The 24,315-nt window shown below is 54.8% G+C and carries 34 protein-coding genes; all 34 read left to right on the top strand.

From position 1 onward, the window contains the following. Positions 1-17 precede the first annotated feature (17 nt). Complete coding sequence (gene rpoC, locus AC3Y64_RS25185; RefSeq protein ID WP_016984189.1) at positions 18-4,217, top strand: DNA-directed RNA polymerase subunit beta'; 4,200 nt, start codon at positions 18-20, stop codon at positions 4,215-4,217. A 216-nt stretch (positions 4,218-4,433) separates the two neighbouring features. Then, positions 4,434-4,805 carry a 30S ribosomal protein S12 gene (rpsL, locus tag AC3Y64_RS25180; RefSeq protein ID WP_003186084.1) on the top strand — a complete coding sequence of 124 codons (372 nt, stop codon included), beginning with the start codon at positions 4,434-4,436 and terminating at the stop codon, positions 4,803-4,805. Positions 4,806-4,912: 107 nt separating this feature from the next. After that, positions 4,913-5,386 (top strand): 30S ribosomal protein S7, encoded by a 474-nt coding sequence (rpsG, locus tag AC3Y64_RS25175; RefSeq protein WP_007916467.1) that lies wholly within the window; start codon positions 4,913-4,915, stop codon positions 5,384-5,386. Between the two features lie 30 nt (positions 5,387-5,416). Beyond that, positions 5,417-7,522: an elongation factor G gene (fusA, locus tag AC3Y64_RS25170; protein ID WP_016984188.1), complete on the top strand. Its 2,106-nt coding sequence runs from the start codon at positions 5,417-5,419 to the stop codon at positions 7,520-7,522. A gap of 31 nt (positions 7,523-7,553) precedes the next feature. Continuing rightward, the gene (tuf, locus tag AC3Y64_RS25165) at positions 7,554-8,747 is read left to right on the top strand and encodes an elongation factor Tu (RefSeq protein ID WP_038362141.1); all 1,194 of its coding nucleotides are present in this window, start codon (positions 7,554-7,556) and stop codon (positions 8,745-8,747) included. A gap of 156 nt (positions 8,748-8,903) precedes the next feature. Beyond that, positions 8,904-9,215, top strand: a complete 312-nt coding sequence (rpsJ, locus tag AC3Y64_RS25160) for a 30S ribosomal protein S10 (RefSeq protein ID WP_003186070.1) — start codon at positions 8,904-8,906, stop codon at positions 9,213-9,215. 80 nt (positions 9,216-9,295) lie between these two features. Next, positions 9,296-9,931, top strand: coding sequence for a 50S ribosomal protein L3 (gene rplC / locus AC3Y64_RS25155; protein WP_003228738.1), 636 nt, complete (start codon positions 9,296-9,298; stop codon positions 9,929-9,931). A 12-nt stretch (positions 9,932-9,943) separates the two neighbouring features. Continuing rightward, positions 9,944-10,546, top strand: a complete 603-nt coding sequence (rplD, locus tag AC3Y64_RS25150) for a 50S ribosomal protein L4 (RefSeq protein ID WP_007918468.1) — start codon at positions 9,944-9,946, stop codon at positions 10,544-10,546. Next, positions 10,543-10,842 carry a 50S ribosomal protein L23 gene (gene rplW / locus AC3Y64_RS25145; RefSeq protein WP_002555488.1) on the top strand — a complete coding sequence of 100 codons (300 nt, stop codon included), beginning with the start codon at positions 10,543-10,545 and terminating at the stop codon, positions 10,840-10,842. The genes rplD and rplW overlap by 4 nt, the downstream gene beginning before the upstream one ends. A gap of 14 nt (positions 10,843-10,856) precedes the next feature. After that, entirely contained in the window at positions 10,857-11,681 is an 825-nt protein-coding gene (gene rplB, locus AC3Y64_RS25140) for a 50S ribosomal protein L2 (protein WP_003228734.1), read from the top strand. A gap of 16 nt (positions 11,682-11,697) precedes the next feature. Further along, a complete protein-coding gene (gene rpsS / locus AC3Y64_RS25135) occupies positions 11,698-11,973 on the top strand; it encodes a 30S ribosomal protein S19 (RefSeq protein WP_011336172.1) in 276 nt (91 codons plus the stop codon). Between the two features lie 11 nt (positions 11,974-11,984). Further along, positions 11,985-12,317 carry a 50S ribosomal protein L22 gene (gene rplV, locus AC3Y64_RS25130; RefSeq protein WP_003103908.1) on the top strand — a complete coding sequence of 111 codons (333 nt, stop codon included), beginning with the start codon at positions 11,985-11,987 and terminating at the stop codon, positions 12,315-12,317. A 13-nt stretch (positions 12,318-12,330) separates the two neighbouring features. After that, the gene (gene rpsC / locus AC3Y64_RS25125; protein WP_003176422.1) at positions 12,331-13,017 is read left to right on the top strand and encodes a 30S ribosomal protein S3; all 687 of its coding nucleotides are present in this window, start codon (positions 12,331-12,333) and stop codon (positions 13,015-13,017) included. Between the two features lie 12 nt (positions 13,018-13,029). Further along, complete coding sequence (gene rplP, locus AC3Y64_RS25120; protein ID WP_007896757.1) at positions 13,030-13,443, top strand: 50S ribosomal protein L16; 414 nt, start codon at positions 13,030-13,032, stop codon at positions 13,441-13,443. Further along, entirely contained in the window at positions 13,443-13,634 is a 192-nt protein-coding gene (gene rpmC, locus AC3Y64_RS25115; RefSeq protein WP_002555481.1) for a 50S ribosomal protein L29, read from the top strand. The genes rplP and rpmC overlap by 1 nt, the downstream gene beginning before the upstream one ends. 2 nt (positions 13,635-13,636) lie before the next feature. After that, positions 13,637-13,903, top strand: a complete 267-nt coding sequence (rpsQ, locus tag AC3Y64_RS25110; RefSeq protein ID WP_003194644.1) for a 30S ribosomal protein S17 — start codon at positions 13,637-13,639, stop codon at positions 13,901-13,903. Positions 13,904-13,926: 23 nt separating this feature from the next. Continuing rightward, positions 13,927-14,295, top strand: coding sequence for a 50S ribosomal protein L14 (rplN, locus tag AC3Y64_RS25105; protein WP_002555479.1), 369 nt, complete (start codon positions 13,927-13,929; stop codon positions 14,293-14,295). Between the two features lie 11 nt (positions 14,296-14,306). Further along, positions 14,307-14,621, top strand: coding sequence for a 50S ribosomal protein L24 (rplX, locus tag AC3Y64_RS25100; RefSeq protein WP_008081905.1), 315 nt, complete (start codon positions 14,307-14,309; stop codon positions 14,619-14,621). Between the two features lie 20 nt (positions 14,622-14,641). Further along, positions 14,642-15,181, top strand: a complete 540-nt coding sequence (gene rplE / locus AC3Y64_RS25095) for a 50S ribosomal protein L5 (protein ID WP_003176415.1) — start codon at positions 14,642-14,644, stop codon at positions 15,179-15,181. A 13-nt stretch (positions 15,182-15,194) separates the two neighbouring features. Next, positions 15,195-15,500 carry a 30S ribosomal protein S14 gene (gene rpsN, locus AC3Y64_RS25090; protein WP_003228726.1) on the top strand — a complete coding sequence of 102 codons (306 nt, stop codon included), beginning with the start codon at positions 15,195-15,197 and terminating at the stop codon, positions 15,498-15,500. Between the two features lie 209 nt (positions 15,501-15,709). Beyond that, the gene (rpsH, locus tag AC3Y64_RS25085) at positions 15,710-16,102 is read left to right on the top strand and encodes a 30S ribosomal protein S8 (protein WP_016772944.1); all 393 of its coding nucleotides are present in this window, start codon (positions 15,710-15,712) and stop codon (positions 16,100-16,102) included. 12 nt (positions 16,103-16,114) lie between these two features. Continuing rightward, positions 16,115-16,648, top strand: a complete 534-nt coding sequence (gene rplF / locus AC3Y64_RS25080) for a 50S ribosomal protein L6 (protein ID WP_003176412.1) — start codon at positions 16,115-16,117, stop codon at positions 16,646-16,648. Positions 16,649-16,658: 10 nt separating this feature from the next. Then, positions 16,659-17,009 carry a 50S ribosomal protein L18 gene (gene rplR, locus AC3Y64_RS25075; RefSeq protein ID WP_003186037.1) on the top strand — a complete coding sequence of 117 codons (351 nt, stop codon included), beginning with the start codon at positions 16,659-16,661 and terminating at the stop codon, positions 17,007-17,009. Positions 17,010-17,012: 3 nt separating this feature from the next. Then, positions 17,013-17,513, top strand: a complete 501-nt coding sequence (gene rpsE, locus AC3Y64_RS25070; RefSeq protein ID WP_064392263.1) for a 30S ribosomal protein S5 — start codon at positions 17,013-17,015, stop codon at positions 17,511-17,513. A gap of 2 nt (positions 17,514-17,515) precedes the next feature. Then, positions 17,516-17,692 (top strand): 50S ribosomal protein L30, encoded by a 177-nt coding sequence (gene rpmD / locus AC3Y64_RS25065; RefSeq protein ID WP_003176408.1) that lies wholly within the window; start codon positions 17,516-17,518, stop codon positions 17,690-17,692. 3 nt (positions 17,693-17,695) lie between these two features. Next, positions 17,696-18,133, top strand: a complete 438-nt coding sequence (rplO, locus tag AC3Y64_RS25060; protein WP_042561340.1) for a 50S ribosomal protein L15 — start codon at positions 17,696-17,698, stop codon at positions 18,131-18,133. Continuing rightward, positions 18,134-19,462, top strand: coding sequence for a preprotein translocase subunit SecY (gene secY, locus AC3Y64_RS25055; protein WP_003228718.1), 1,329 nt, complete (start codon positions 18,134-18,136; stop codon positions 19,460-19,462). Between the two features lie 27 nt (positions 19,463-19,489). Beyond that, complete coding sequence (gene rpmJ / locus AC3Y64_RS25050) at positions 19,490-19,606, top strand: 50S ribosomal protein L36 (RefSeq protein WP_002555468.1); 117 nt, start codon at positions 19,490-19,492, stop codon at positions 19,604-19,606. Between the two features lie 129 nt (positions 19,607-19,735). Continuing rightward, positions 19,736-20,092, top strand: coding sequence for a 30S ribosomal protein S13 (rpsM, locus tag AC3Y64_RS25045; RefSeq protein ID WP_009045849.1), 357 nt, complete (start codon positions 19,736-19,738; stop codon positions 20,090-20,092). 30 nt (positions 20,093-20,122) lie between these two features. After that, a complete protein-coding gene (gene rpsK, locus AC3Y64_RS25040; protein ID WP_002555466.1) occupies positions 20,123-20,512 on the top strand; it encodes a 30S ribosomal protein S11 in 390 nt (129 codons plus the stop codon). Between the two features lie 18 nt (positions 20,513-20,530). Further along, a complete protein-coding gene (gene rpsD, locus AC3Y64_RS25035; RefSeq protein ID WP_003176404.1) occupies positions 20,531-21,151 on the top strand; it encodes a 30S ribosomal protein S4 in 621 nt (206 codons plus the stop codon). 22 nt (positions 21,152-21,173) lie between these two features. Continuing rightward, positions 21,174-22,175, top strand: a complete 1,002-nt coding sequence (locus AC3Y64_RS25030; RefSeq protein WP_003186012.1) for a DNA-directed RNA polymerase subunit alpha — start codon at positions 21,174-21,176, stop codon at positions 22,173-22,175. Between the two features lie 42 nt (positions 22,176-22,217). Beyond that, positions 22,218-22,604: a 50S ribosomal protein L17 gene (rplQ, locus tag AC3Y64_RS25025; RefSeq protein WP_007918448.1), complete on the top strand. Its 387-nt coding sequence runs from the start codon at positions 22,218-22,220 to the stop codon at positions 22,602-22,604. A gap of 240 nt (positions 22,605-22,844) precedes the next feature. Further along, positions 22,845-24,299 carry a catalase gene (locus AC3Y64_RS25020; RefSeq protein ID WP_489985609.1) on the top strand — a complete coding sequence of 485 codons (1,455 nt, stop codon included), beginning with the start codon at positions 22,845-22,847 and terminating at the stop codon, positions 24,297-24,299. The last annotated feature ends 16 nt before the right edge of the window (positions 24,300-24,315 follow it).

The raw sequence follows: 24,315 nt of genomic DNA, 5'->3' as shown, positions 1-24,315 counted from the left end.
CGCCAGGAGGAAAGGCCTTGAAAGACCTACTGAATTTGCTGAAAAACCAGGGTCAAGTCGAAGAGTTCGACGCCATCCGTATCGGATTGGCCTCGCCTGAGATGATCCGCTCGTGGTCGTTCGGTGAAGTTAAAAAGCCGGAAACCATCAACTACCGTACGTTCAAACCTGAGCGTGACGGTCTGTTCTGCGCCAAGATCTTTGGCCCGGTAAAGGATTACGAGTGCCTGTGCGGTAAGTACAAGCGCTTGAAGCACCGTGGTGTGATCTGCGAGAAGTGCGGCGTTGAAGTTGCACTGGCCAAGGTTCGTCGTGAGCGCATGGCGCACATCGAACTGGCTTCGCCGGTTGCCCACATCTGGTTCCTGAAATCGCTGCCGTCCCGTATCGGCTTGCTGATGGACATGACCCTGCGTGATATCGAACGCGTTCTCTACTTCGAGAGCTATGTCGTTATCGATCCAGGCATGACCACCCTTGAAAAAGGTCAGTTGCTGAATGACGAGCAGTACTTCGAAGCGCTGGAAGAGTTCGGTGATGACTTCGATGCCCGTATGGGTGCTGAAGCTGTCCGTGAACTGCTGCACGCAATCGACCTGGAACACGAGATTGGCCGTCTGCGTGAAGAAATTCCGCAAACCAACTCCGAAACCAAGATCAAGAAGCTGTCCAAGCGTCTGAAGTTGATGGAAGCCTTCCAAGGCTCCGGCAACCTGCCAGAGTGGATGGTGCTGACCGTTCTGCCGGTTCTGCCGCCAGATCTGCGTCCACTGGTCCCGCTGGATGGCGGTCGCTTCGCGACTTCCGACCTCAACGATCTGTATCGTCGAGTGATCAACCGTAACAACCGTTTGAAGCGCCTGCTGGATCTGTCCGCACCGGACATCATCGTGCGCAACGAAAAGCGTATGTTGCAGGAAGCTGTCGATGCTCTGCTCGACAACGGTCGTCGTGGCCGCGCTATCACCGGTTCGAACAAGCGTCCTCTGAAATCCCTGGCCGACATGATCAAGGGTAAGCAAGGTCGTTTCCGTCAGAACTTGCTCGGTAAGCGTGTTGACTACTCCGGTCGTTCGGTAATTACCGTAGGTCCGACCCTGCGTCTGCACCAGTGCGGTCTGCCGAAGAAGATGGCTCTCGAGCTGTTCAAACCGTTCATTTTCGGCAAGCTGGAAATGCGTGGTCTCGCGACCACCATCAAAGCGGCCAAGAAAATGGTCGAGCGCGAATTGCCAGAGGTCTGGGACGTTCTCGCTGAAGTGATTCGCGAACACCCGGTTCTTCTCAACCGTGCACCGACCCTTCACCGTCTGGGTATCCAGGCGTTTGAACCGGTTCTGATCGAAGGTAAGGCTATCCAGCTGCACCCTCTGGTCTGCGCCGCGTACAACGCCGACTTCGACGGCGACCAAATGGCCGTGCACGTACCGCTGACACTGGAAGCCCAGTTGGAAGCGCGTGCGTTGATGATGTCGACCAACAACATTCTGTCGCCAGCCAACGGTGAGCCAATCATCGTTCCGTCGCAGGACGTTGTATTGGGTCTGTACTACATGACTCGTGAAGCGATCAACGCCAAAGGCGAAGGTCGTGTATTCGCGGATCTGCAGGAAGTCGACCGTGTGTTCCGTGCCGGCGAAGCTGCACTGCACGCCAAGGTTAAAGTCCGTATCAACGAAACCGTCAACGACCGTGACGGCAACAGCGTAAGCGGCACCCGTATCGTCGACACCACTGTCGGCCGTGCGCTGCTGTTCCAGGTTGTGCCAAAAGGTCTGTCGTACGACGTCGTCAACCTGCCGATGAAGAAAAAGGCGATCTCCAAACTGATCAACCAATGCTATCGCGTGGTTGGTCTGAAAGAGACCGTGATCTTCGCTGACCAGTTGATGTACACCGGTTTCGCTTACTCGACCATCTCCGGCGTTTCCATCGGTGTTAACGACTTCGTTATCCCGGACGAGAAAGCCCGCATCATCGGTGCTGCTACCGACGAAGTGAAAGAGATCGAGAGCCAGTACGCCTCCGGCCTGGTAACCCAGGGCGAGAAGTACAACAAAGTGATCGACCTTTGGTCGAAAGCGAACGACGAAGTTTCCAAGGCAATGATGGCCAACCTCTCGAAAGAGAAGGTAATCGACCGTCATGGCGTTGAAGTCGACCAAGAGTCTTTCAACTCGATGTACATGATGGCCGACTCGGGTGCGCGGGGTTCCGCAGCACAGATTCGTCAGCTGGCCGGTATGCGTGGTCTGATGGCCAAGCCGGACGGTTCCATCATCGAAACGCCGATTACTGCGAACTTCCGTGAAGGTTTGAGCGTACTTCAGTACTTCATCTCGACTCACGGTGCTCGTAAAGGTCTGGCGGATACCGCGTTGAAAACTGCGAACTCCGGTTACCTGACTCGTCGTCTGGTAGACGTGGCGCAGGATCTGGTTGTAACCGAGATCGATTGCGGCACCGAACACGGTCTGCTGATGACTCCGCACATTGAAGGCGGTGACGTTGTAGAGCCGTTGGGTGAACGCGTATTGGGTCGTGTTATTGCCCGTGACGTATTCAAGCCAGGCACCGAGGACGTTATTGTTCCGGCCGGTACTCTGGTAGACGAGAAGTGGGTTGAATTCATCGAGCTGAACAGCATCGACGAAGTGATCGTGCGTTCGCCGATCAGCTGTGAAACCCGCTACGGCATTTGCGCCAAGTGCTACGGCCGTGATCTGGCTCGTGGTCACCAGGTGAACATCGGTGAAGCGGTCGGCGTTATCGCTGCCCAGTCCATCGGTGAGCCGGGTACCCAGCTGACGATGCGTACGTTCCACATCGGTGGTGCGGCAAGCCGTACTTCCGCAGCCGACAGCGTTCAGGTGAAGAATGGCGGTACCGTCCGTCTGCACAACCTGAAGCACGTTGAGCGAGTGGATGGCCACTTGGTAGCTGTGTCCCGTTCCGGTGAGCTGGCAATCGCTGATGACTTCGGTCGTGAGCGCGAGCGTTACAAGCTGCCGTACGGTGCTGTGATTTCGGTTAAAGAGGGTGACAAGGTCGACGCTGGCGCAATCGTGGCCAAGTGGGATCCGCACACTCACCCAATCGTTACCGAAATGAAAGGTACCGTGACCTACGTGGGCATGGAAGAAGGCATCACGATCAAGCGTCAGACTGACGAATTGACCGGTATGACCAACATTGAAGTACTCGACGCGAAAGATCGTCCAGCTGCGGGCAAAGAAATCCGTCCAGCAGTGAAGATGGTCGACGACAACGGCAAGGATCTGTTGCTGCCAGGCACTGACGTTATCGCTCAGTACTTCCTGCCAGCCAACGCCCTCGTCGGTGTAGCTGACGGTGCGAAGATCGCGATCGGTGATGTTATCGCGCGTATCCCGCAAGAAACTTCGAAGACCCGTGACATCACCGGTGGTCTGCCGCGTGTTGCCGACTTGTTCGAAGCTCGTCGTCCGAAAGAAGCGTCGATTCTGGCTGAAGTCAGCGGCACCATCGCGTTCGGTAAAGAGACCAAAGGCAAGCGCCGTCTGGTTATTACCCCGAACGACGGTAGCGATCCGTACGAAGAGCTGATTCCGAAGTGGCGTCACCTGAACGTGTTCGAAGGCGAACAGGTTAACCGCGGCGAAGTTATCTCCGACGGTCCGAGCGATCCGCACGACATCCTGCGTCTGCTGGGTGTGAGCGCGCTGGCCAAGTACATCGTTAACGAGATCCAGGACGTTTACCGTCTGCAAGGCGTGAAGATCAACGACAAGCACATCGAGACCATCCTGCGTCAGATGCTGCGTAAAGTTGAAATCGCTGAATCCGGCGATTCCAGTTTCATCAAGGGCGACCAGATGGAACTGACTCACGTACTGGTAGAGAACGAGCGTTTGGGCGGCGAAGACAAGTTCGTCTCCAAATACACTCGCGTTCTGCTGGGTATCACCAAGGCGTCGTTGTCCACCGAATCGTTCATCTCGGCGGCTTCCTTCCAGGAAACCACCCGTGTGCTGACCGAAGCGGCAGTCACCGGCAAGCGCGATTACCTGCGCGGCCTGAAAGAAAACGTTGTTGTGGGTCGCCTGATCCCGGCAGGTACCGGCCTGGCATATCACAGCGAGCGCAAGCGTCGCCGTGAAGCAGACAAGCCGTTGCGCGTAAGCGCCAGTGAAGTGGAAGCTGCACTGACCGAAGCGCTGAACTCCAGCGGTAACTGAGTTCTGCGATAAATGAGCGCAAGGCCCTGATCGCTCCGTTCATCGAATCGAGACATTTTGTCGAGGTTCGAAGGGCGGGGAGGTCGGGGCCTTGCCTTGACTGGGGACAAGATCCTCTTTAGACTCTTGATCCCCTAAATTTGGCGGGAATTCGTTCCTGCCATTTTGCTTTTCTTGCAAGACAATAGCGTCGCAAGACAACAGTGGAGCTAGTAGATGGCAACTATCAACCAGCTGGTACGTCAGCCGCGTAAGCGTATCGTCGAGAAATCCGACGTGCCTGCGCTGCAGAACTGCCCGCAACGTCGTGGCGTGTGCACCCGTGTGTACACCACCACGCCGAAAAAACCTAACTCGGCACTGCGTAAAGTATGCCGTGTGCGCCTGACCAACGGTTTCGAGGTTTCCTCGTACATCGGTGGTGAAGGTCACAACCTGCAAGAGCACAGCGTGGTACTGATCCGCGGCGGTCGTGTAAAAGACTTGCCAGGTGTTCGTTACCACACCGTTCGCGGCTCCTTGGATACTTCCGGCGTTAAAGGCCGTAACCAGGGTCGTTCGAAGTACGGTACCAAGCGTCCGAAGTAATCGGCCGTTTTGCAGATTTTCATTTTATTGAGTCGATAAGAGTAAGGTCGGGCACGCATCCATTGGATCTGTCCCGAGCTAACCTGAAGACCGCTTGAGGGCTTATCATGCCAAGACGTCGCGTAGCAGCAAAGCGTGAGATTCTGGACGATCCGAAATACGGAAGCCAGATCCTCGCCAAATTCATGAACCACGTTATGGAAAGCGGCAAGAAAGCCGTTGCCGAGCGTATCGTTTATGGTGCCCTGGAAACCGTTGCGACCCGTAAGGCTGGCACCGATCCCCTGGAACTCTTCGAAAAAGCACTCGACGCCATCGCTCCGCTGGTCGAAGTGAAGTCGCGCCGCGTTGGTGGTGCTACTTACCAGGTTCCGGTCGAGGTTCGTCCTTCCCGTCGTAATGCTCTGGCAATGCGCTGGTTGGTAGACTTCGCCCGTAAGCGTGGCGAGAAGTCTATGGCTCTGCGTTTGGCTGGCGAACTGCTGGATGCTGCTGAAGGTAAAGGTGCTGCTGTTAAGAAGCGTGAAGACGTGCACCGTATGGCTGAAGCCAACAAAGCTTTCTCGCACTACCGCTTCTAATTTTAGCTTCACTAATTTTGCGAGGGCTTTATGGCTCGTACTACTCCGATTAGCCGCTACCGTAACATCGGTATCGTCGCTCACGTGGATGCTGGTAAAACCACCACCACCGAGCGCGTCCTTTTTTACACCGGCAAAAGTCACAAAATGGGCGAGGTGCATGATGGCGCCGCGACCACAGACTGGATGGTGCAGGAGCAGGAGCGTGGTATTACCATTACTTCTGCTGCTATCACCGCTTTCTGGAAAGGTTCCGAGAAGCAGTACAAGGACGAGCACCGCTTCAACGTAATCGATACCCCAGGCCACGTTGACTTCACCATTGAAGTTGAGCGTTCCCTGCGCGTACTCGACGGCGCTGTCGTTGTGTTCTGCGGTACTTCGGGTGTTGAGCCTCAGTCGGAAACCGTATGGCGTCAAGCCAACAAATACGGCGTTCCACGTCTTGTTTACGTAAACAAGATGGACCGTGCTGGCGCCAACTTCCTGCGCGTGATCGGTCAGATCAAGCAGCGTCTGGGCCACACTCCGGTGCCGATCCAGTTGGCCATCGGTTCCGAAGACAACTTCCAGGGTCAGATCGATCTGATCAACATGCAAGCTGTCTACTGGAACGACTCCGACAAAGGTATGGTCCCTGTTCGCAAGGACATTCCTGCTGAGCTCCAAGAGCTGGCTGAAGAGTGGCGCAACAACATGGTTGAAGCTGCTGCTGAAGCCAACGAAGAGCTGATGAACAAGTATCTGGAAGGCGAAGAGCTGTCGATCGAAGAGATCAAAGCTGCTTTGCGTCAGCGTACTATCGCCGGCGAAATCGTTCTGGCTGTTTGCGGTTCTTCGTTCAAGAACAAGGGTGTTCCCTTGGTTCTCGACGCCGTTATCGACTTCCTGCCTGCACCGACCGACATTCCTGCGATCAAGGGTACTGACCCGGATAACGAGGAAATCGAGCTGGAGCGTCATGCAGACGATGCGGAGCCTTTCTCGGCTCTGGCGTTCAAGATCGCTACCGACCCATTCGTGGGTACTTTGACCTTCGTCCGCGTTTACTCGGGCGTGTTGAACTCCGGCGACGGCGTGATCAACTCGGTTAAAGGCAAGAAAGAGCGCGTGGGTCGTATGGTGCAAATGCACGCAAACGCCCGTGAAGAGATCAAGGAAGTACGCGCTGGCGACATCGCGGCCCTGATCGGCATGAAGGACGTCACCACCGGTGAAACCCTCTGCAACGCTGACAAGCCAATCATCCTGGTTCGTATGGACTTCCCGGAGCCGGTTATTTCGGTTGCCGTAGAGCCTAAGACCAAGGATGACCAGGAAAAAATGGGTATCGCTCTGGGCAAGCTTGCTCAGGAAGACCCGTCTTTCCGCGTTAAAACTGATGAAGAGACTGGTCAAACGATCATCTCCGGCATGGGCGAGCTGCACCTGGACATCCTGGTTGACCGGATGCGCCGTGAGTTCAACGTCGAAGCCAACATCGGCAAGCCTCAGGTTTCGTATCGTGAGCGCATCACGAAGAACTGTGAAATCGAAGGCAAGTTCGTTCGTCAGTCCGGCGGTCGTGGTCAGTTCGGCCACTGCTGGATCCGTTTTGCTCCTGCTGACGAAGGTCAGGAAGGTCTGCAATTCGTGAACGAAGTTGTAGGTGGTGTGGTTCCTAAGGAATACATCCCGGCTATCCAGAAGGGTATCGAAGAGCAGATGAAGAACGGCGTTGTTGCCGGCTATCCGCTGATCGGCCTGAAGGCTACCGTGTTCGATGGTTCTTACCACGACGTCGACTCCAACGAGATGGCGTTTAAAGTGGCTGCCTCCATGGCGACCAAGCAACTGGCCCAGAAGGGCGGTGGTGAGTTGCTTGAGCCGATCATGGCTGTAGAGGTTGTTACGCCTGAAGACTATATGGGTGATGTGATGGGCGACCTTAACCGTCGTCGCGGCATGATCCAGGGTATGGAAGACACAGTGTCCGGCAAGGTTATCCGTGCCGAAGTTCCACTGGGTGAGATGTTCGGTTATGCGACCGACGTTCGTTCCATGTCTCAGGGTCGCGCAAGCTACTCTATGGAATTCAAAAAATACGATACGGCTCCGTCGCACATCGTCGAATCCGTAACCAAAAAACAAGGCTGATTCAGCCCCTTTAGGCTAGGAGTTAATTGTCGTGGCTAAAGAAAAATTTGATCGTTCCCTACCGCACGTCAACGTTGGCACTATCGGTCACGTTGACCACGGTAAAACCACTCTGACCGCTGCTCTGACTCGCGTCTGCTCCGAAGTTTTCGGTTCGGCCGTAGTTGAATTCGACAAGATCGACAGCGCTCCAGAAGAAAAAGCTCGCGGTATCACCATCAACACCGCGCACGTTGAGTACAACTCGCTGATCCGTCACTACGCTCACGTTGACTGCCCAGGTCACGCTGACTATGTGAAGAACATGATCACCGGTGCTGCTCAAATGGACGGCGCTATCCTGGTTTGCTCGGCCGCTGATGGTCCGATGCCACAAACCCGTGAGCACATCCTGCTGTCCCGTCAGGTAGGCGTTCCGTACATCGTGGTTTTCCTGAACAAGGCTGACCTGGTAGACGACGCAGAGCTGCTGGAACTGGTTGAGATGGAAGTTCGCGACCTGCTGTCCACCTACGACTTCCCGGGCGATGACACTCCAATCATCATCGGTTCGGCTCGTATGGCGCTGGAAGGCAAAGACGACAACGAGATGGGTACCACTGCCGTCAAGAAGCTGGTTGAGACTCTGGACAGCTACATCCCAGAACCAGTTCGTATGATTGACAAGCCATTCCTGATGCCAATCGAAGACGTATTCTCGATCTCGGGTCGCGGTACTGTTGTGACTGGTCGTATCGAGCGCGGTATCGTTCGCGTTCAGGATCCGCTCGAAATCGTTGGTCTGCGTGACACTACCGTTTCCACCTGCACCGGTGTTGAAATGTTCCGCAAGCTGCTCGACGAAGGTCGTGCTGGCGAGAACTGCGGCGTTCTGCTGCGTGGCACCAAGCGTGACGACGTTGAGCGTGGTCAGGTTCTGGTTAAGCCAGGTTCGGTTAAGCCGCACACCAAGTTCACCGCAGAAGTTTACGTTCTGAGCAAGGAAGAAGGCGGTCGTCACACTCCGTTCTTCAAAGGCTACCGTCCACAGTTCTACTTCCGTACTACTGACGTGACTGGTAACTGCGAGCTGCCAGAAGGCGTTGAAATGGTAATGCCAGGTGACAACATTCAGATGACTGTTACCCTGATCAAAACCATCGCGATGGAAGACGGTCTGCGTTTCGCTATCCGTGAAGGCGGTCGTACCGTCGGCGCTGGCGTCGTAGCCAAAATCATCGAGTAATTCTCTTTTTAGAGTTTGCTTGATGCTTTGAAAAGCCCCCGCTTAGCGGGGGCTTTTTTATTGGGTTGACACCTATCTGGGGCGTCTATAGAATTGCGCCTCCTTTTAACGGGCGTATTGCGCTCGGTGGGAATAGCAGCCGGAGTCTGAAATCCAATGCAAAATCAGCAAATCCGTATCAGGTTGAAGGCTTTCGACCATCGCCTGATCGACCAATCAACCCAGGAAATCGTGGAAACCGCGAAACGTACTGGTGCTCAAGTGCGTGGTCCAATTCCACTGCCTACCCGTAAAGAGCGGTTCACCGTTCTGGTTTCTCCGCACGTCAACAAAGACGCGCGTGACCAGTACGAAATCCGCACTCATAAGCGCGTTCTGGACATCGTCCAGCCAACGGATAAAACCGTTGATGCTCTTATGAAGCTTGATCTTGCGGCCGGTGTGGAAGTGCAGATCAGCCTCGGCTAAGACTCGGTCTTAGTCGTGTAACGCTCTGAAATGGGCGGCCATAGCGGGTGAAAGCCCCGTACACTCATGAGGTTTACAACATGACTATTGGTGTAGTCGGTCGTAAATGCGGTATGACCCGTATTTTCACCGAAGAAGGTGTCTCCATTCCGGTCACGGTCATTGAGATCGAGCCGAATCGCGTCACCCAGTTCAAAACTGAAGAGACCGATGGCTATCGTGCAGTGCAAGTCACTGTCGGCGAGCGTCGTGCTTCGCGTGTAACAGCAGCTCAGGCTGGCCACTTCGCTAAAGCGAACGTTGCCGCTGGTCGCACTACCATGGAATTCCGTCTTGAAGAAGGCGAGTACCAGGCTGGCGATCTGATCAACGCTGAAATCTTCGCCGCTGGTCAACTGGTTGATGTAACCGGGCAGTCCAAGGGTAAAGGCTTCCAGGGTACGATCAAGCGTTGGAATTTCCGCGGGCAAGATAACACCCACGGTAACTCCGTATCCCACCGCGTCCCAGGCTCTATCGGCCAGTGCCAGACTCCTGGTCGTGTATTCAAGGGCAAAAAAATGTCCGGTCATATGGGCGCTGAGCGCGTGACCGTGCAGTCCCTGGAAGTAGTGCGCGTGGACGCTGAACGCAATCTGTTGTTGGTCAAGGGTGCTGTTCCTGGCGCTACTGGCGGCAACCTGGTTGTACGTCCAGCAGCCAAGGCTCGCGGTTAAGGGGAAGCTGACATGCAATTAAATGTAAATGACGCTCAAGCGATCGAAGTTTCCGAACTGACATTTGGCGGCGAATTCAACGAGACGCTGGTTCACCAAGCAGTCGTGGCCTACATGGCCGGCGGCCGTCAAGGTACCAAGCAGCAAAAGACCCGTTCCGACGTTCGTGGTGGCGGTAAGCGCCCATGGCGTCAGAAAGGTACTGGCCGTGCTCGTGCCGGTACTATCCGTAGCCCAATCTGGCGTGGCGGCGGTACCACTTTTGCAGCACGTCCACAGGATCACTCCCAGAAGCTGAACAAGAAGATGTATCGCGCAGCAATGCGTTCCATCCTTGCTGAGCTGGTGCGTACTGATCGTCTGGTCGTGGTTCAGGATTTCGCTGTTGAAACTCCGAAAACCAAAGATCTGCTGGGCAAGCTGAACAACATGAGCCTGACCGACGTTCTGATCGTGTCGGACGCTGTTGATCAGAACCTGTACCTGGCTGCTCGTAACCTGCCGCACGTAGATGTACGTGACGTTCAAGGTTCCGATCCAGTTAGTCTGATCGCATACGACAAGGTGTTGATCACCGTGTCGGCCGTGAAGAAATTCGAGGAGCTGCTGGGATGAACCAGGAACGCGTATTTAAAGTTCTGCTTGGCCCGCACGTTTCCGAGAAGGCTACGGTTCTGGCAGACAAGAAAGGCCAGTTCGTTTTCAAGGTTGCTACTGACGCAACCAAGCTGGAAATCAAGAAGGCCGTCGAAAGCCTGTTCAGCGTGAAAGTAGAGCGCGTCACTACCCTGAATGTTCTGGGTAAGAGCAAGCGCACTGCTCGCGGTCTGGGCAAGCGTAATGACTGGAAGAAGGCAGTTATCTCCCTTCAGCCAGGCCAAGATCTCGATTTCAGCAGCAGTGCTGAGTAAGGAAGGGGTGCATCATGGCAATCGTTAAATGCAAACCGACTTCCCCTGGCCGCCGTTTTGTGGTCAAGGTGGTCAACCAGGAGCTGCATAAAGGCGCTCCTCACGCACCGCTGCTCGAGAAAAAATCGAAGACTGGTGGTCGTAACAACAATGGCCGTATTACCACTCGTCACATCGGTGGTGGTCATAAGCAGCATTACCGTATGGTCGATTTCCGTCGCAACGACAAAGATGGCATCGTCGCCACTGTCGAGCGTATCGAATACGATCCAAACCGTACTGCTCACATCGCACTGCTCTGCTACGCAGACGGCGAGCGCCGCTACATCATCGCCCCTAAAGGCGTGAGTGCTGGCGACCAGCTGATCGCAGGCGCTCTGGCTCCAATCAAGCCAGGTAACGCTCTGCAACTGCGCAACATTCCAGTCGGTTCTACCGTACACGGCATCGAACTGAAGCCAGGTAAAGGCGCACAGATCGCTCGTTCCGCTGGTGCTTCGGCTCAGCTGATCGCTCGTGAAGGCGTTTACGTTACCCTGCGTCTGCGTTCCGGTGAAATGCGTAAAGTCCTGGCTGAATGCCGTGCGACCCTGGGCGAAGTCTCGAACTCCGAGCACAGCCTGCGTTCGCTGGGTAAAGCTGGTGCCAAGCGCTGGCGTGGCGTTCGCCCAACCGTTCGTGGTGTTGCCATGAACCCGGTTGACCACCCACATGGTGGTGGTGAAGGTCGTACCTCTGGTGGTCGTCATCCGGTATCGCCATGGGGCTTCCCGACTAAGGGCGCGAAGACTCGTGGTAATAAGCGTACCGACAAAATGATCGTCCGTCGTCGCAAGTAAATAGAGGGATACGACAGTGCCACGTTCTCTGAAAAAAGGTCCTTTTATTGATCTTCACCTACTGAAGAAGATCGAAGTGGCGGCGGAAAAGAACGATCGCAAACCAATTAAGACTTGGTCGCGTCGTTCGATGATCCTGCCACAAATGGTCGGTCTGACCATCGCAGTACACAACGGTCGTCAGCACGTCCCAGTTCTCGTTAACGAAGACATGGTCGGCCACAAACTGGGCGAGTTCGCCGGTACCCGCAACTATCGCGGGCACGTGGCTGACAAGAAAGCCAAGCGTTAAGGGGTTAGGAAATGGAAGTAGCCGCTAAGTTGTCGGGCGCTCGAATCTCCGCCCAGAAAGCCCGCTTGGTCGCCGACCAGATCCGCGGGAAGAAGGTGGGCGAAGCGCTCAACTTGTTGGCTTTCAGCAGTAAGAAAGCCGCCGAGATCATGAAGAAAGTGCTGGAGTCGGCCGTAGCCAACGCCGAGCATAACGAAGGCGCAGACGTTGATGACCTGAAGGTCAGCACCGTTTTCGTCAACGAAGGGCGTTCGCTGAAGCGCATCATGCCACGTGCCAAAGGCCGTGCTGATCGCATCGTCAAGCGGTCTTGCCATATCACTGTCAAGGTTGCTGACAAGTAACGGAGTCGAAGAGATGGGTCAGAAAGTACATCCCATTGGCATTCGCCTGGGAATCGTCAAGGAGCACACCTCCGTCTGGTACGCAGACGGTCGGACTTATGCGGACTACTTGTTCGCAGATCTGAAAGTGCGTGAGTATCTCCAAGACAAACTAAAAAGCGCGTCCGTAAGCCGTATCGATATCCATCGTCCGGCCCAAACTGCACGTATCACCATCCACACCGCTCGTCCAGGTATCGTTATCGGGAAGAAGGGTGAAGATGTTGAGAAACTGCGTCAGGACCTGACCAAGCAAATGGGTGTGCCTGTGCACATCAATATCGAAGAGATCCGCAAGCCGGAGCTCGACGGTATGCTGGTTGCGCAGAGCGTAGCTCAGCAGCTGGAGCGTCGTGTAATGTTCCGTCGCGCTATGAAGCGCGCAGTTCAGAACGCTATGCGCATTGGTGCCAAGGGCATCAAAATCCAAGTGAGCGGTCGTCTCGGCGGTGCTGAAATCGCACGTACTGAATGGTATCGCGAAGGTCGTGTGCCATTGCACACCCTGCGTGCCGACATCGACTATGCCAACTACGAAGCTCACACCACTTACGGTGTGATCGGTGTAAAGGTTTGGATCTTCAAAGGCGAAGTAATTGGTGGTCGCCAAGAAGAGCTGAAGCCACAAGCACCAGCGCCTCGTAAAAAAGCTGCTAAGTAAGGGGTACGCCAAATGTTGCAACCTAAGCGTACGAAGTTCCGCAAGCAGATGACAGGCCACAACCGTGGTCTGGCTCAGCGCGGTAGCAAAGTCAGCTTCGGCGAGTTCGCGCTGAAGTCTGTAGCTCGTGGTCGTCTCACCGCTCGTCAGATCGAGTCAGCGCGTCGTGCTCTGACCCGTCACGTTAAACGTGGCGGCAAGATCTGGATCCGTGTATTCCCGGACAAGCCTATTTCCAAAAAGCCCCTCGAAGTTCGTATGGGTAAAGGTAAGGGTAGTGTGGAGTACTGGGTTGCCCAGATTCAGCCAGGCAAAGTCCTGTATGAAATCGAGGGTGTTTCTGAAGAGCTGGCGCGTGAGGCTTTTGCCCTGGCTGCTGCAAAGCTGCCGCTCGCCACCGCCTTTGTTAAACGGACGGTGATGTGATGAAAGCGAATGAACTTCGTGAAAAATCCGCACAGCAGCTGAACGAGCAACTGCTCGGCTTGCTGCGCGACCAGTTCAATCTGCGTATGCAGAAAGCAACTGGCCAGTTGGGGCAGTCTCATCTGCTCTCGCAAGTTAAACGTGACATCGCTCGCGTGAAGACTGTGCTCAACCAGCAGGCAGGTAAGTGATCATGGCTGAAGCCGAAAAAACTGTCCGTACGCTGACTGGCCGTGTTGTCAGCGACAAGATGGACAAAACCATCACCGTACTGATCGAGCGTCGCGTAAAGCACCCGATCTACGGTAAATACGTTAAGCGTTCGACTAAGCTGCACGCGCACGACGAAACCAACCAGTGCCACATCGGCGACAAAGTCACTATTCGTGAAACTCGTCCTATGGCCAAGACCAAGTCTTGGGCGCTGGTTGATGTTCTCGAACGCGCTGTGGAAGTCTAAGGACTAGGGGTCGGAGAAATTATATGATTCAGACTCAATCCATGCTCGATGTGGCCGATAACAGCGGCGCTCGCCGTGTTATGTGCATCAAGGTGCTGGGTGGCTCCCATCGTCGTTACGCTGGTATCGGTGACATCATCAAAGTTACCGTGAAGGAAGCAATTCCTCGCGGTAAAGTGAAAAAAGGCCAAGTGATGACTGCTGTTGTAGTCCGCACTCGTCACGGCGTACGTCGTGCTGATGGCTCCATTATCCGCTTTGATGGCAACGCTGCTGTTCTTCTGAACAACAAGCAAGAGCCGATCGGCACCCGTATCTTTGGGCCAGTGACCCGTGAACTTCGTACTGAGAAGTTCATGAAGATCGTCTCGCTCGCCCCAGAAGTGCTGTAAGGAGATCCGACATGCAAAAGATTCGTCGTGACGACGAGATCATCGTGATCGCCGGCAAAGACAAAGGTAAGCGCGGTAAGGTGCTCAAGGTTCTTGCTAATAACCGTCTGGTTATCAGCGGTCTGAACCTGGTAAAGCGTCATACCAAGCCTAACCCGATGTCGGGCGTGCAAGGCGGTATCGTCGAAAAAGAAGCTCCACTGGACGCTTCTAACGTCGCCATTTTCAACGGCGAAACCAACAAGGCTGACCGCGTTGGTTTCAAAGTAGAAGACGGCAAGAAAATTCGTGTCTTCAAGTCGACCCAAAAAGCGGTTGATGCTTGAACACTGCTAGGTAGAAGACCATGGCACGACTAAAAGAGATTTACTGGAAGGAAATCGCACCGAAGCTTAAGGAAGAACTTAAGCTTTCGAACGTGATGGAAGTTCCACGCGTTACAAAAATCACCCTGAACATGGGTCTGGGCGAAGCTGTTGGTGACAAAAAAGTCATCGAGCATGCTGTTGCTGACCTGGAAAAGATCACCGGCCAAAAAGTCGTTGTGACCTACGCTCGTAAATCCATCGCTGGCTTTAAAGTCCGTGAAGGATGGCCGATCGGCGTCAAGGTGACTCTGCGCCGTGAGCGTATGTATGAGTTCCTGGATCGTCTGCTGTCGATCTCCCTGCCTCGGGTTCGCGACTTCCGCGGCCTGAATGCCAAGTCCTTCGATGGTCGTGGTAACTACAGCATGGGCGTGAAAGAGCAGATCATTTTCCCGGAAATCGACTACGACAAGATCGATGCTCTCCGCGGTCTGGACATTACCCTGACCACCACTGCCAAGAACGATGATGAAGGCCGCGCTCTGCTGCGTGCTTTCAAATTCCCGTTCCGCAACTGATTGGAGTAGGAAAATGGCCAAGAAGAGCATGAAAAACCGTGAGCTGAAGCGTCAGCTCACCGTTGCCAAGTACGCCACCAAGCGTGCAGCGCTGAAAGCTATCATCGTCGATCTGAACGCAAGTCCAGAAGCGCGTTGGGAAGCTACCGTAGCTCTGCAGAAGCAACCACGTGACGCAAGCGCTTCGCGCATGCGTAACCGTTGCCGCCTGACTGGTCGTCCGCACGGCGTTTACCGCAAGTTCGGCCTTGGCCGTAACAAGCTGCGTGAAGCTGCAATGCGTGGTGACGTACCAGGTCTGGTTAAAGCCAGCTGGTAATTGCTTTCAACGTCTCGATGTTCGGGTTCGCAAGAACCTGACCATCGGTGGCCTTGAATCTGAATCAAGCCCCTTTTGGGGCTTGATTCATTTCTGGGGTGTGTCTAGAATGACCGGCTCGCCTGAGCCCGTGTTTTTCATGCCCGGAAGTTCTCGGCGACAAGTAGTAGCCGCAAGGCTAATTTTTCTGTATTAGGAGCGTCTAGCCCATGAGTATGCAGGACCCGTTAGCGGACATGCTAACTCGAATCCGTAATGCCCAGATGGCTGAAAAGTCTGTCGTAAGCATGCCGTCTTCCACGTTGAAGGCTGCTGTAGCAAAAGTCCTGAAGGACGAAGGTTACATCGCGGATTTTCAGATCACCACCGACGCTAAGCCGTCGCTGTCCATCTCGCTGAAGTACTTCGAAGGCCGTCCGGTTATCGAAGAAGTGAAGCGCGTTAGTCGTCCAGGCCTGCGTCAGTACAAGTCCGTTGAAGATCTGCCGAAAGTTCGTGGCGGTCTTGGCGTGTCTATCGTCTCCACCAACAAAGGTGTGATGACGGATCGTGCTGCGCGCGCTGCCGGTGTCGGCGGCGAAGTTCTTTGCACTGTGTTCTAAGGGGGGATAAGCATGTCTCGCGTCGCTAAGAACCCCGTTAAGCTGCCAGCCGGTGTCGAAGTAAAATTCGCAGGCCAACAGCTTTCGGTGAAGGGTGCCAAGGGCACTCTCGAACTGAACATCCATTCGTCCGTTGAGATTGTTGAAGAAGCTGGTGAGCTGCGTTTCGCTGCTCGCAATGGCGATCAACAAACTCGCGCAATGGCCGGTACCACGCGTGCGTTGGTAAACAACATGGTCCAAGGCGTAAGCCAAGGCTTCGAGCGCAAGCTCCAGCTGGTCGGTGTTGGTTACAAAGCGCAAGCAAAAGGCACGGTTCTGAACCTTGCCCTTGGCTTCTCGCACCCAGTGGATTACGAACTGCCGGAAGGCATCACCGCTGAGACTCCTAGCCAGACCGATATCCTGATCAAGGGCATCGACAAGCAGCTGGTAGGTCAAGTGGCCGCTGAGATCCGCGACTTCCGTCCACCAGAGCCGTACAAAGGCAAAGGTGTGCGCTACGCGGACGAAGTCGTCCGTCGTAAAGAAGCCAAGAAGAAGTAGGGCATAGCAAATGACCGACAAAAAAGTTACTCGACTGCGTCGCGCTCGCAAAGCACGCCTGAAAATGCACGAACTCGAAGTCGTGCGTCTCTGCGTGTTCCGCTCGTCGCAGCACATCTACGCCCAGGTCATCTCGGCCGACGGCAACAAAGTCCTGGCAAGTGCCTCGACTTTGGATAAAGAACTGCGTGATGGTGCCACTGGCAACATCGACGCGGCCACAAAGGTTGGCCAGCTGGTCGCTACGCGTGCTAAGGCCGCTGGCGTCTCGCAAGTGGCTTTCGACCGCTCTGGCTTCAAGTACCACGGCCGCGTTAAAGCGCTGGCTGATGCTGCTCGTGAAGCTGGGCTGGAGTTCTAAGTTATGTCAAATAACGACCAAAAGCGCGACGAAGGCTACATTGAGAAGCTGGTTCAAGTTAACCGCGTAGCCAAAACCGTTAAAGGCGGCCGTATCTTCACTTTCACCGCGTTGACCGTGGTTGGTGATGGTAAAGGGCGTGTTGGCTTCGGCCGTGGCAAGTCACGTGAAGTGCCTGCTGCGATCCAGAAGGCAATGGAAGCTGCTCGCCGTAACATGATTCAAGTTGACCTGAACGGCACCACCCTGCAGTACGCAATGAAGTCCGGTCACGGCGCTTCGAAGGTGTACATGCAGCCTGCTTCTGAAGGTACCGGCATCATCGCTGGCGGCGCTATGCGTGCTGTCCTCGAAGTTGCTGGCGTTCAGAACGTTCTGGCCAAGTGCTACGGCTCGACTAACCCGGTAAACGTGGTTCACGCCACTTTCAAGGGTCTGAAGGCTATGCAATCTCCTGAGTCCATCGCTGCCAAGCGTGGTCTGACTGTCAAGGAGATCTTCTGATCATGGCTACCGTTAAAGTAACGCTGATCAAAAGCATGACCGGCCGCATCCCTAACCACAAATTGTGCGTTAAGGGTTTGGGTCTGCGTCGCATCGGTCACACTGTAGAAGTCCAGGATACTCCCGAGAATCGCGGGATGATCAACAAGGCTTACTACATGCTGCGTGTCGAGGGTTAATCGATGAAACTCAATGATCTGAGTCCAGCGCCGGGTTCCCGTCGCGAAAAGCATCGTCCGGGCCGTGGTATCGGTAGCGGTTTGGGTAAGACTGGTGGCCGTGGTCACAAAGGTCAGACCTCCCGCTCCGGTGGCACCATCGCTCCAGGCTTTGAAGGCGGTCAACAGCCGCTGCATCGTCGCCTGCCGAAGTTCGGTTTCGTTTCCCTGAAAGCTATGGATCGCGCAGAAGTGCGTCTGTCCGAGCTGGCTAAAGTGGAAGGCGACATCGTCACCGTGCAGTCCCTGAAAGATGCCAACGTGATCAACGTCAACGTACAGCGTGTGAAAATCATGCTGTCCGGTGAAGTGACTCGCGCTGTCACTATCGGCAAGGGAATCGGCGCCACCAAAGGTGCGCGTTCGGCTATCGAAGCAGCTGGCGGCAAGTTCGAGGAATAAATGGCTAAGCAAGGTGCTCTCTCTGCGCTCGGCAAAGGCGGTATGTCTGAACTCTGGGCTCGTCTGCGTTTTCTGTTCCTGGCGATTATCGTCTACCGAATAGGCGCACACATCCCGGTTCCAGGTATCAACCCGGACCGACTCGCAGACCTGTTTCGACAGAATGAGGGGACCATTCTTAGCTTGTTCAACATGTTCTCCGGCGGTGCGCTGGAACGGATGAGCATCTTTGCTTTGGGGATCATGCCGTACATTTCGGCATCGATCATCATGCAACTGATGACCGCCGTCAGCCCGCAGCTGGAGCAGTTGAAGAAGGAAGGTGAAGCTGGCCGTCGCAAGATCAGCCAGTACACCCGCTACGGCACCGTCGTCCTCGCTCTCGTTCAGGCTATTGGCATGTCCATTGGTCTGGCAGGGCAGGGCGTTGCGTTCACTGGTGACTTTGGCTTCCATTTCGTCGCGGTATCCACTTTTGTGGCTGGTGCGATGTTCATGATGTGGCTGGGTGAGCAGATTACTGAGCGTGGTGTAGGCAACGGTATCTCGATGTTGATTTTTTCGGGTATCGTCGCCGGTCTTCCGAGAGCAATCGGGCAGTCTTTCGAGTCTGCGCGTCAGGGCGATATCAATATCTTCGCCTTGGTTGCCATCGGTTTGCTGGCAGTAGCGATTATCGGTTTTGTGGTGTTCATTGAGCGTGGTCAGCGTCGTATTGCTGTTCACTACGCCAAGCGTCAGCAGGGCCGCAAGGTCTTCGCTGCGCAGACTAGCCACTTGCCGCTGAAGGTGAACATGGCCGGTGTTATTCCGGCTATTTTCGCGAGCAGCATTTTGCTGTTCCCGGCTTCGTTGGGTGCCTGGTTCGGTCAGTCTGAAGGTATGGGCTGGTTGCAGGACATCTCGCAGTCGATCGCTCCTGGTCAGCCGTTGAATATTCTGCTGTTTAGTGCAGGGATTATTTTCTTCTGCTTCTTCTATACGGCGTTGATGTTCAATCCGAAAGACGTAGCGGAAAACCTGAAGAAGTCCGGTGCCTTTATTCCGGGCATCCGTCCAGGTGAGCAGTCTGCGCGCTATATTGATGGCGTTCTGACCCGCTTGACCATGTTCGGTGCTCTATACATGACGGCCGTATGCCTGTTGCCCCAGTTCCTGGTGGTTGCAGCAAACGTTCCGTTCTACCTTGGCGGGACCTCGTTGCTGATCGTGGTCGTGGTTGTGATGGACTTCATGTCCCAAGTACAATCGCACCTCGTTTCGCACCAGTACGAATCCCTGATGAAGAAAGCCAACCTGAAGGGTTACGGCAGCGGCATGTTGCGCTGAGTACCCATAAGGTTCGAGGAGTTGGTGATGAAAGTTCGTGCATCGGTGAAAAAGCTGTGCCGTAACTGCAAGATTATTCGCCGCGAAGGTGTTGTTCGAGTAATTTGCAGCGCGGAACCGCGTCACAAACAGCGCCAAGGCTGAGTGTGATCCGCTTGAAGCCCGGCAGCTAGTGCGCTGCCGGGTTGATTATTTGTTATTACAGCGATATTATCTCGCGCCCTATTTCTTGGCTTCCGGGGCGTAGGTAGCTGTCAATTGGAGTCCCACTGAATGGCCCGTATTGCAGGCGTTAACATTCCAGATAACAAGCACACTGTTATCTCGCTGACCTACATCTATGGTGTTGGTCGCACTACTGCGCAGAAAATTTGCGCAGAGACTGGGGTAAACCCAGCCGCAAAGATCAAAGATCTGAGCGACGAGCAGATTGAGCAATTGCGTGGCGAAGTGGCGAAGTTCACCACTGAAGGTGACCTGCGTCGCGAAATCAACATGAAAATCAAGCGTTTGATGGACCTCGGTTGCTACCGTGGTCTGCGTCATCGTCGTGGTCTTCCAGTACGCGGTCAGCGTACCAAGACTAACGCGCGTACCCGTAAAGGTCCGCGTAAGCCGATCCGCAAGTAATCGCCCACGCGAATCGACAGGAAATTAATCATGGCAAAACCTGCTGCTCGTCCTCGTAAAAAAGTTAAAAAGACAGTGGTTGATGGCATCGCCCACATCCATGCTTCTTTTAACAACACCATCGTGACCATCACCGACCGTCAAGGTAACGCGCTTTCTTGGGCTACCTCCGGTGGTTCGGGTTTCCGCGGTTCCCGCAAGTCCACCCCGTTTGCTGCTCAAGTAGCTGCTGAACGTGCTGGTCAAGCTGCGCTGGAATATGGCCTGAAAAACCTCGACGTTAACGTCAAAGGTCCAGGTCCAGGTCGTGAGTCTGCTGTCCGTGCATTGAACGGCTGTGGCTATAAGATCGCCAGCATCACCGACGTGACGCCAATCCCGCACAACGGGTGCCGTCCGCCGAAGAAGCGCCGCGTGTAATCCAGGAGATTGTAAAGAATGGCTCGTTACATTGGTCCAAAATGCAAACTCGCTCGTCGCGAAGGCACCGATCTCTTTCTGAAGAGCGGCGTGCGCGCGATCGAATCGAAGTGCAACATTGAAGCAGCACCTGGTATCCACGGCCAACGCCGCGGTCGCCAGTCCGACTACGGCACCCAACTGCGTGAAAAGCAGAAGGTCCGTCGTATCTACGGCGTTCTCGAGCGTCAGTTCAGCGGCTACTACAAAGAAGCTGCTGGCAAGAAAGGTGCAACTGGTGAAAACCTGCTGCAACTGCTCGAATGCCGTCTGGACAACGTTGTATACCGTATGGGCTTTGGTTCGACTCGTGCCGAATCCCGCCAGCTGGTATCGCACAAGTCGATCAGCGTTAACGGTCAGACCGTAAACGTTCCGTCGTATCAGGTTCGTGCTGGTGACGTGGTTGCAGTTCGCGAGAAAGCAAAAAACCAACTTCGCATTGTCCAAGCTCTCGATCTGTGTGCCCAACGTGGCCGCGTAGAATGGGTAGAAGTAGACACTGAGAAGAAGTCGGGCGTTTTCAAGAACGTTCCTGCTCGCAGTGATCTGTCCGCCGACATCAACGAAAGCCTGATTGTCGAGCTCTACTCCAAGTAAGGGCTAGAAAATAGGTGCATCCATGCAGATTTCGGTAAATGAGTTCCTGACACCCCGCCACATTGATGTGCAGGTTGTCAGTCCAACCCGCGCCAAGATCACTCTCGAGCCTCTCGAGCGTGGTTTTGGCCACACCCTGGGCAACGCGCTGCGACGCATCCTGTTGTCCTCAATGCCCGGCTGCGCAGTAGTCGAGGCCGAGATTGACGGTGTGCTCCACGAGTACAGCGCCATCGAAGGTGTACAGGAAGACGTAATTGAAATCCTGTTGAACCTTAAAGGTCTGGCCATCAAGCTGCACGGTCGTGACGAAGTTACGCTGACCTTGTCGAAGAAGGGTTCGGGGGTGGTTACCGCTGCCGATATTCAGCTGGATCATGATGTCGAGATCGTTAATCCCGATCACGTAATCGCTAACCTGGCGTCTAACGGCGCCCTGAACATGAAGCTCACCGTAGCTCGTGGTCGTGGTTATGAACCAGCCGACTCGCGTCAGAGCGATGAAGACGAAAGCCGCAGCATCGGTCGCTTGCAGCTTGACTCTTCGTTCAGCCCGGTTCGCCGTATCGCATACGTGGTGGAAAACGCCCGTGTCGAGCAGCGTACTAACCTGGACAAGCTGGTTATTGATCTGGAAACCAACGGTACTCTGGATCCTGAAGAGGCTATTCGCCGCGCTGCAACCATCCTGCAACAGCAGTTGGCTGCGTTCGTCGATCTCAAAGGTGACAGTGAGCCAGTGGTTGTCGAGCAGGAAGACGAGATCGATCCGATCCTGCTTCGCCCGGTTGACGATCTGGAACTGACTGTACGTTCGGCTAACTGCCTTAAGGCGGAAAACATCTACTACATCGGTGACCTGATTCAGCGTACCGAAGTAGAGCTGTTGAAGACTCCGAACCTGGGCAAGAAATCCTTGACTGAAATCAAGGACGTTCTGGCCTCCCGCGGTCTGTCCCTCGGCATGCGCCTCGACAACTGGCCGCCTGCAAGTCTTAAGAAGGACGACAAGGCGACTGCCTGATCGTCGTAATCACCGAACGTAGTGTTTGGTAAGGAATGAACCATGCGTCATCGTAAAAGTGGTCGTCACCTGAGCCGCACCAGCTCGCACCGCAAGGCCATGTTCCAAAACATGGCGGTGTCGCTGTTCGAGCACGAGCTGATCAAAACTACTCTGCCAAAAGCCAAAGAACTGCGTCGCGTTGCTGAGCCGCTGATCACTCTGGCCAAGACAGACAGCCTGGCTAACCGCCGTTTGGCTTTCGACCGTACTCGTTCGAAAGCTATCGTTGGTAAGCTCTTCAACGACCTGGGCAAGCGTTACGCTACCCGTGAGGGTGGCTACCTGCGCATCCTCAAGTGCGGTTTCCGCACTGGCGACAACGCGCCTATGGCGTACGTCGAGTTGGTTGATCGTGCTACTGCTGGCGAAGCTGTATCCGCCGAGTAAGACGTCAGTCTGAAACAAAGAACCGGGCCTAGTGCCCGGTTTTTTGTGCCTGCAAGAAAATGCGCTGTTCGTACAAGTTTCTGACTCCGTTCTGTTGTCATTATGTGCTGGGAAAAATAATTAGTAATTTTCTATCGATAAGCACAAGTTAATGAATTTGTGGCTGTTGCGTTGATGATCAATACTCCCCAGCAAGCCGATTAGCCGGCAGTTTCAAGACTGACAGAGGAAGAAGACCGCATGAGCCAGATCAAAACACTTACGACCGCCAGTGGCGCACCTGTCGCTGATAACCAGAATTCTCGCTCCGCCGGCCCTCGTGGCCCGCTGCTGCTCGACGATTTTCATCTGATCGAGAAGCTTGCTCACTTCAACCGTGAAAACATTCCTGAGCGCCGTGTACACGCCAAAGGCTCGGGTGCCTACGGCACGTTCACCGTGACCCGTGACATTACCGAATACACCAGCGCCCAGTTGTTTGACACGGTCGGCAAACAAACTCCAACGTTCTTGCGCTTTTCAACTGTGGGTGGCGAGCGTGGTTCGGCTGACACCGAACGCGATCCGCGCGGTTTCGCTCTGAAGTTCTACACCGAAGAAGGCAACTGGGACATCGTTGGCAACAACACGCCGGTGTTCTTCATTCGCGATCCGCTGAAGTTCCCCGATTTCATCCACACCCAAAAACGCCTGCCGCAGAGCAACCTGAAAAGCGCGCAGATGATGTGGGACTTCTGGTCGCATTCGCCCGAGGCGCTGCACCAGGTGACCATTCTGTTCTCCGATCGCGGCATTCCTGACGGCTACCGTCACATGCATGGCTTCGGCAGTCACACCTACAGCCTGATCAGCGCGACAGGTGAGCGTCACTGGGTGAAGTGGCACTACAAAACCAAGCAAGGCATCAAGAATCTCGCACCCGCCGATGCTGCTCGTATCGCGGGTACTGATCCGGACTACGCTCAGCGCGATCTGTTCGAGGCGATCGAGCGCGGTGACTTCCCGAAATGGCGCGTGTGCATTCAGATCATGACCGAAGCGCAAGCGGCGGCTCACTACGAGAACCCGTTCGATGTGACCAAAACCTGGTCGCAGAAAGAATTCCCGTTGATCGAAGTCGGTGAGCTGGAACTGAACCGCAACCCGCTCAACTACTTCGCTGAAGTCGAGCAAGCTGCTTTCGGCCCTAGCAACATGGTGCCAGGCGTTGGTCTGTCGCCGGATCGCATGCTGCAGGGGCGCGTCTTCGCTTATGCCGACGCACATCGCTATCGCGTAGGTACCAATCACCAGCAATTGCCGGTGAACGCGTCACGCAGCCCGGTCAACACCTATCAGCGTGATGGCTCGATGGCATTCGGCAGTAACGGTGGTGCAACGCCTAACTACGAACCGAACAGCTACATCGAATCGCCGAAACAAGCTCCGCATTATGCCGAACCTGCGTTGGCCCTGAGCGGTGCAGCTGATCGTTACGATCACCGCGAAGACACCGATTACTACAGTCATGCCGGTGCGCTGTTCCGCTTGATGAGCGACGATCAGAAGGCACTGCTGGTGAGCAACATCGCCGGTGCAATGTCTGGCGTTTCGAGCGATGTGGTTGACCGTCAGTTGCAGCATTTCTACAAGGCCGATCCGGCGTATGGAGAAGCAATCGCAAAGCTGCTCAACGTACAGCTTAACGAAGTCTAAACGAGAAGCAGAACCG

This window comes from Pseudomonas sp. 4CAES_32.4 (genome assembly GCF_058136335.1).
The sequence above is the reverse complement of the archived record's forward strand: the minus strand, read 5'-3'. Positions and strand labels throughout refer to the sequence as shown.

Bases quoted from the DNA above. Each gene is read 5' to 3' on its own strand.
- rpsL (WP_003186084.1), top strand. From the start codon at position 4,434: ATGGCAACTATCAACCAGCTGGTACGTCAGCCGCGTAAGCGTATCGTC.
- rpsG (WP_007916467.1), top strand. From the start codon at position 4,913: ATGCCAAGACGTCGCGTAGCAGCAAAGCGTGAGATTCTGGACGATCCG.
- fusA (WP_016984188.1), top strand. From the start codon at position 5,417: ATGGCTCGTACTACTCCGATTAGCCGCTACCGTAACATCGGTATCGTC.
- rpsJ (WP_003186070.1), top strand. From the start codon at position 8,904: ATGCAAAATCAGCAAATCCGTATCAGGTTGAAGGCTTTCGACCATCGC.
- rplC (WP_003228738.1), top strand. From the start codon at position 9,296: ATGACTATTGGTGTAGTCGGTCGTAAATGCGGTATGACCCGTATTTTC.
- rplD (WP_007918468.1), top strand. From the start codon at position 9,944: ATGCAATTAAATGTAAATGACGCTCAAGCGATCGAAGTTTCCGAACTG.
- rplW (WP_002555488.1), top strand. From the start codon at position 10,543: ATGAACCAGGAACGCGTATTTAAAGTTCTGCTTGGCCCGCACGTTTCC.
- rplB (WP_003228734.1), top strand. From the start codon at position 10,857: ATGGCAATCGTTAAATGCAAACCGACTTCCCCTGGCCGCCGTTTTGTG.
- rplV (WP_003103908.1), top strand. From the start codon at position 11,985: ATGGAAGTAGCCGCTAAGTTGTCGGGCGCTCGAATCTCCGCCCAGAAA.
- rpsC (WP_003176422.1), top strand. From the start codon at position 12,331: ATGGGTCAGAAAGTACATCCCATTGGCATTCGCCTGGGAATCGTCAAG.
- rplP (WP_007896757.1), top strand. From the start codon at position 13,030: ATGTTGCAACCTAAGCGTACGAAGTTCCGCAAGCAGATGACAGGCCAC.
- rpmC (WP_002555481.1), top strand. From the start codon at position 13,443: ATGAAAGCGAATGAACTTCGTGAAAAATCCGCACAGCAGCTGAACGAG.
- rpsQ (WP_003194644.1), top strand. From the start codon at position 13,637: ATGGCTGAAGCCGAAAAAACTGTCCGTACGCTGACTGGCCGTGTTGTC.
- rplN (WP_002555479.1), top strand. From the start codon at position 13,927: ATGATTCAGACTCAATCCATGCTCGATGTGGCCGATAACAGCGGCGCT.
- rplX (WP_008081905.1), top strand. From the start codon at position 14,307: ATGCAAAAGATTCGTCGTGACGACGAGATCATCGTGATCGCCGGCAAA.
- rplE (WP_003176415.1), top strand. From the start codon at position 14,642: ATGGCACGACTAAAAGAGATTTACTGGAAGGAAATCGCACCGAAGCTT.
- rpsN (WP_003228726.1), top strand. From the start codon at position 15,195: ATGGCCAAGAAGAGCATGAAAAACCGTGAGCTGAAGCGTCAGCTCACC.
- rpsH (WP_016772944.1), top strand. From the start codon at position 15,710: ATGAGTATGCAGGACCCGTTAGCGGACATGCTAACTCGAATCCGTAAT.
- rplF (WP_003176412.1), top strand. From the start codon at position 16,115: ATGTCTCGCGTCGCTAAGAACCCCGTTAAGCTGCCAGCCGGTGTCGAA.
- rplR (WP_003186037.1), top strand. From the start codon at position 16,659: ATGACCGACAAAAAAGTTACTCGACTGCGTCGCGCTCGCAAAGCACGC.
- rpsE (WP_064392263.1), top strand. From the start codon at position 17,013: ATGTCAAATAACGACCAAAAGCGCGACGAAGGCTACATTGAGAAGCTG.
- rpmD (WP_003176408.1), top strand. From the start codon at position 17,516: ATGGCTACCGTTAAAGTAACGCTGATCAAAAGCATGACCGGCCGCATC.
- rplO (WP_042561340.1), top strand. From the start codon at position 17,696: ATGAAACTCAATGATCTGAGTCCAGCGCCGGGTTCCCGTCGCGAAAAG.
- secY (WP_003228718.1), top strand. From the start codon at position 18,134: ATGGCTAAGCAAGGTGCTCTCTCTGCGCTCGGCAAAGGCGGTATGTCT.
- rpmJ (WP_002555468.1), top strand. From the start codon at position 19,490: ATGAAAGTTCGTGCATCGGTGAAAAAGCTGTGCCGTAACTGCAAGATT.
- rpsM (WP_009045849.1), top strand. From the start codon at position 19,736: ATGGCCCGTATTGCAGGCGTTAACATTCCAGATAACAAGCACACTGTT.
- rpsK (WP_002555466.1), top strand. From the start codon at position 20,123: ATGGCAAAACCTGCTGCTCGTCCTCGTAAAAAAGTTAAAAAGACAGTG.
- rpsD (WP_003176404.1), top strand. From the start codon at position 20,531: ATGGCTCGTTACATTGGTCCAAAATGCAAACTCGCTCGTCGCGAAGGC.
- AC3Y64_RS25030 (WP_003186012.1), top strand. From the start codon at position 21,174: ATGCAGATTTCGGTAAATGAGTTCCTGACACCCCGCCACATTGATGTG.
- rplQ (WP_007918448.1), top strand. From the start codon at position 22,218: ATGCGTCATCGTAAAAGTGGTCGTCACCTGAGCCGCACCAGCTCGCAC.
- AC3Y64_RS25020 (WP_489985609.1), top strand. From the start codon at position 22,845: ATGAGCCAGATCAAAACACTTACGACCGCCAGTGGCGCACCTGTCGCT.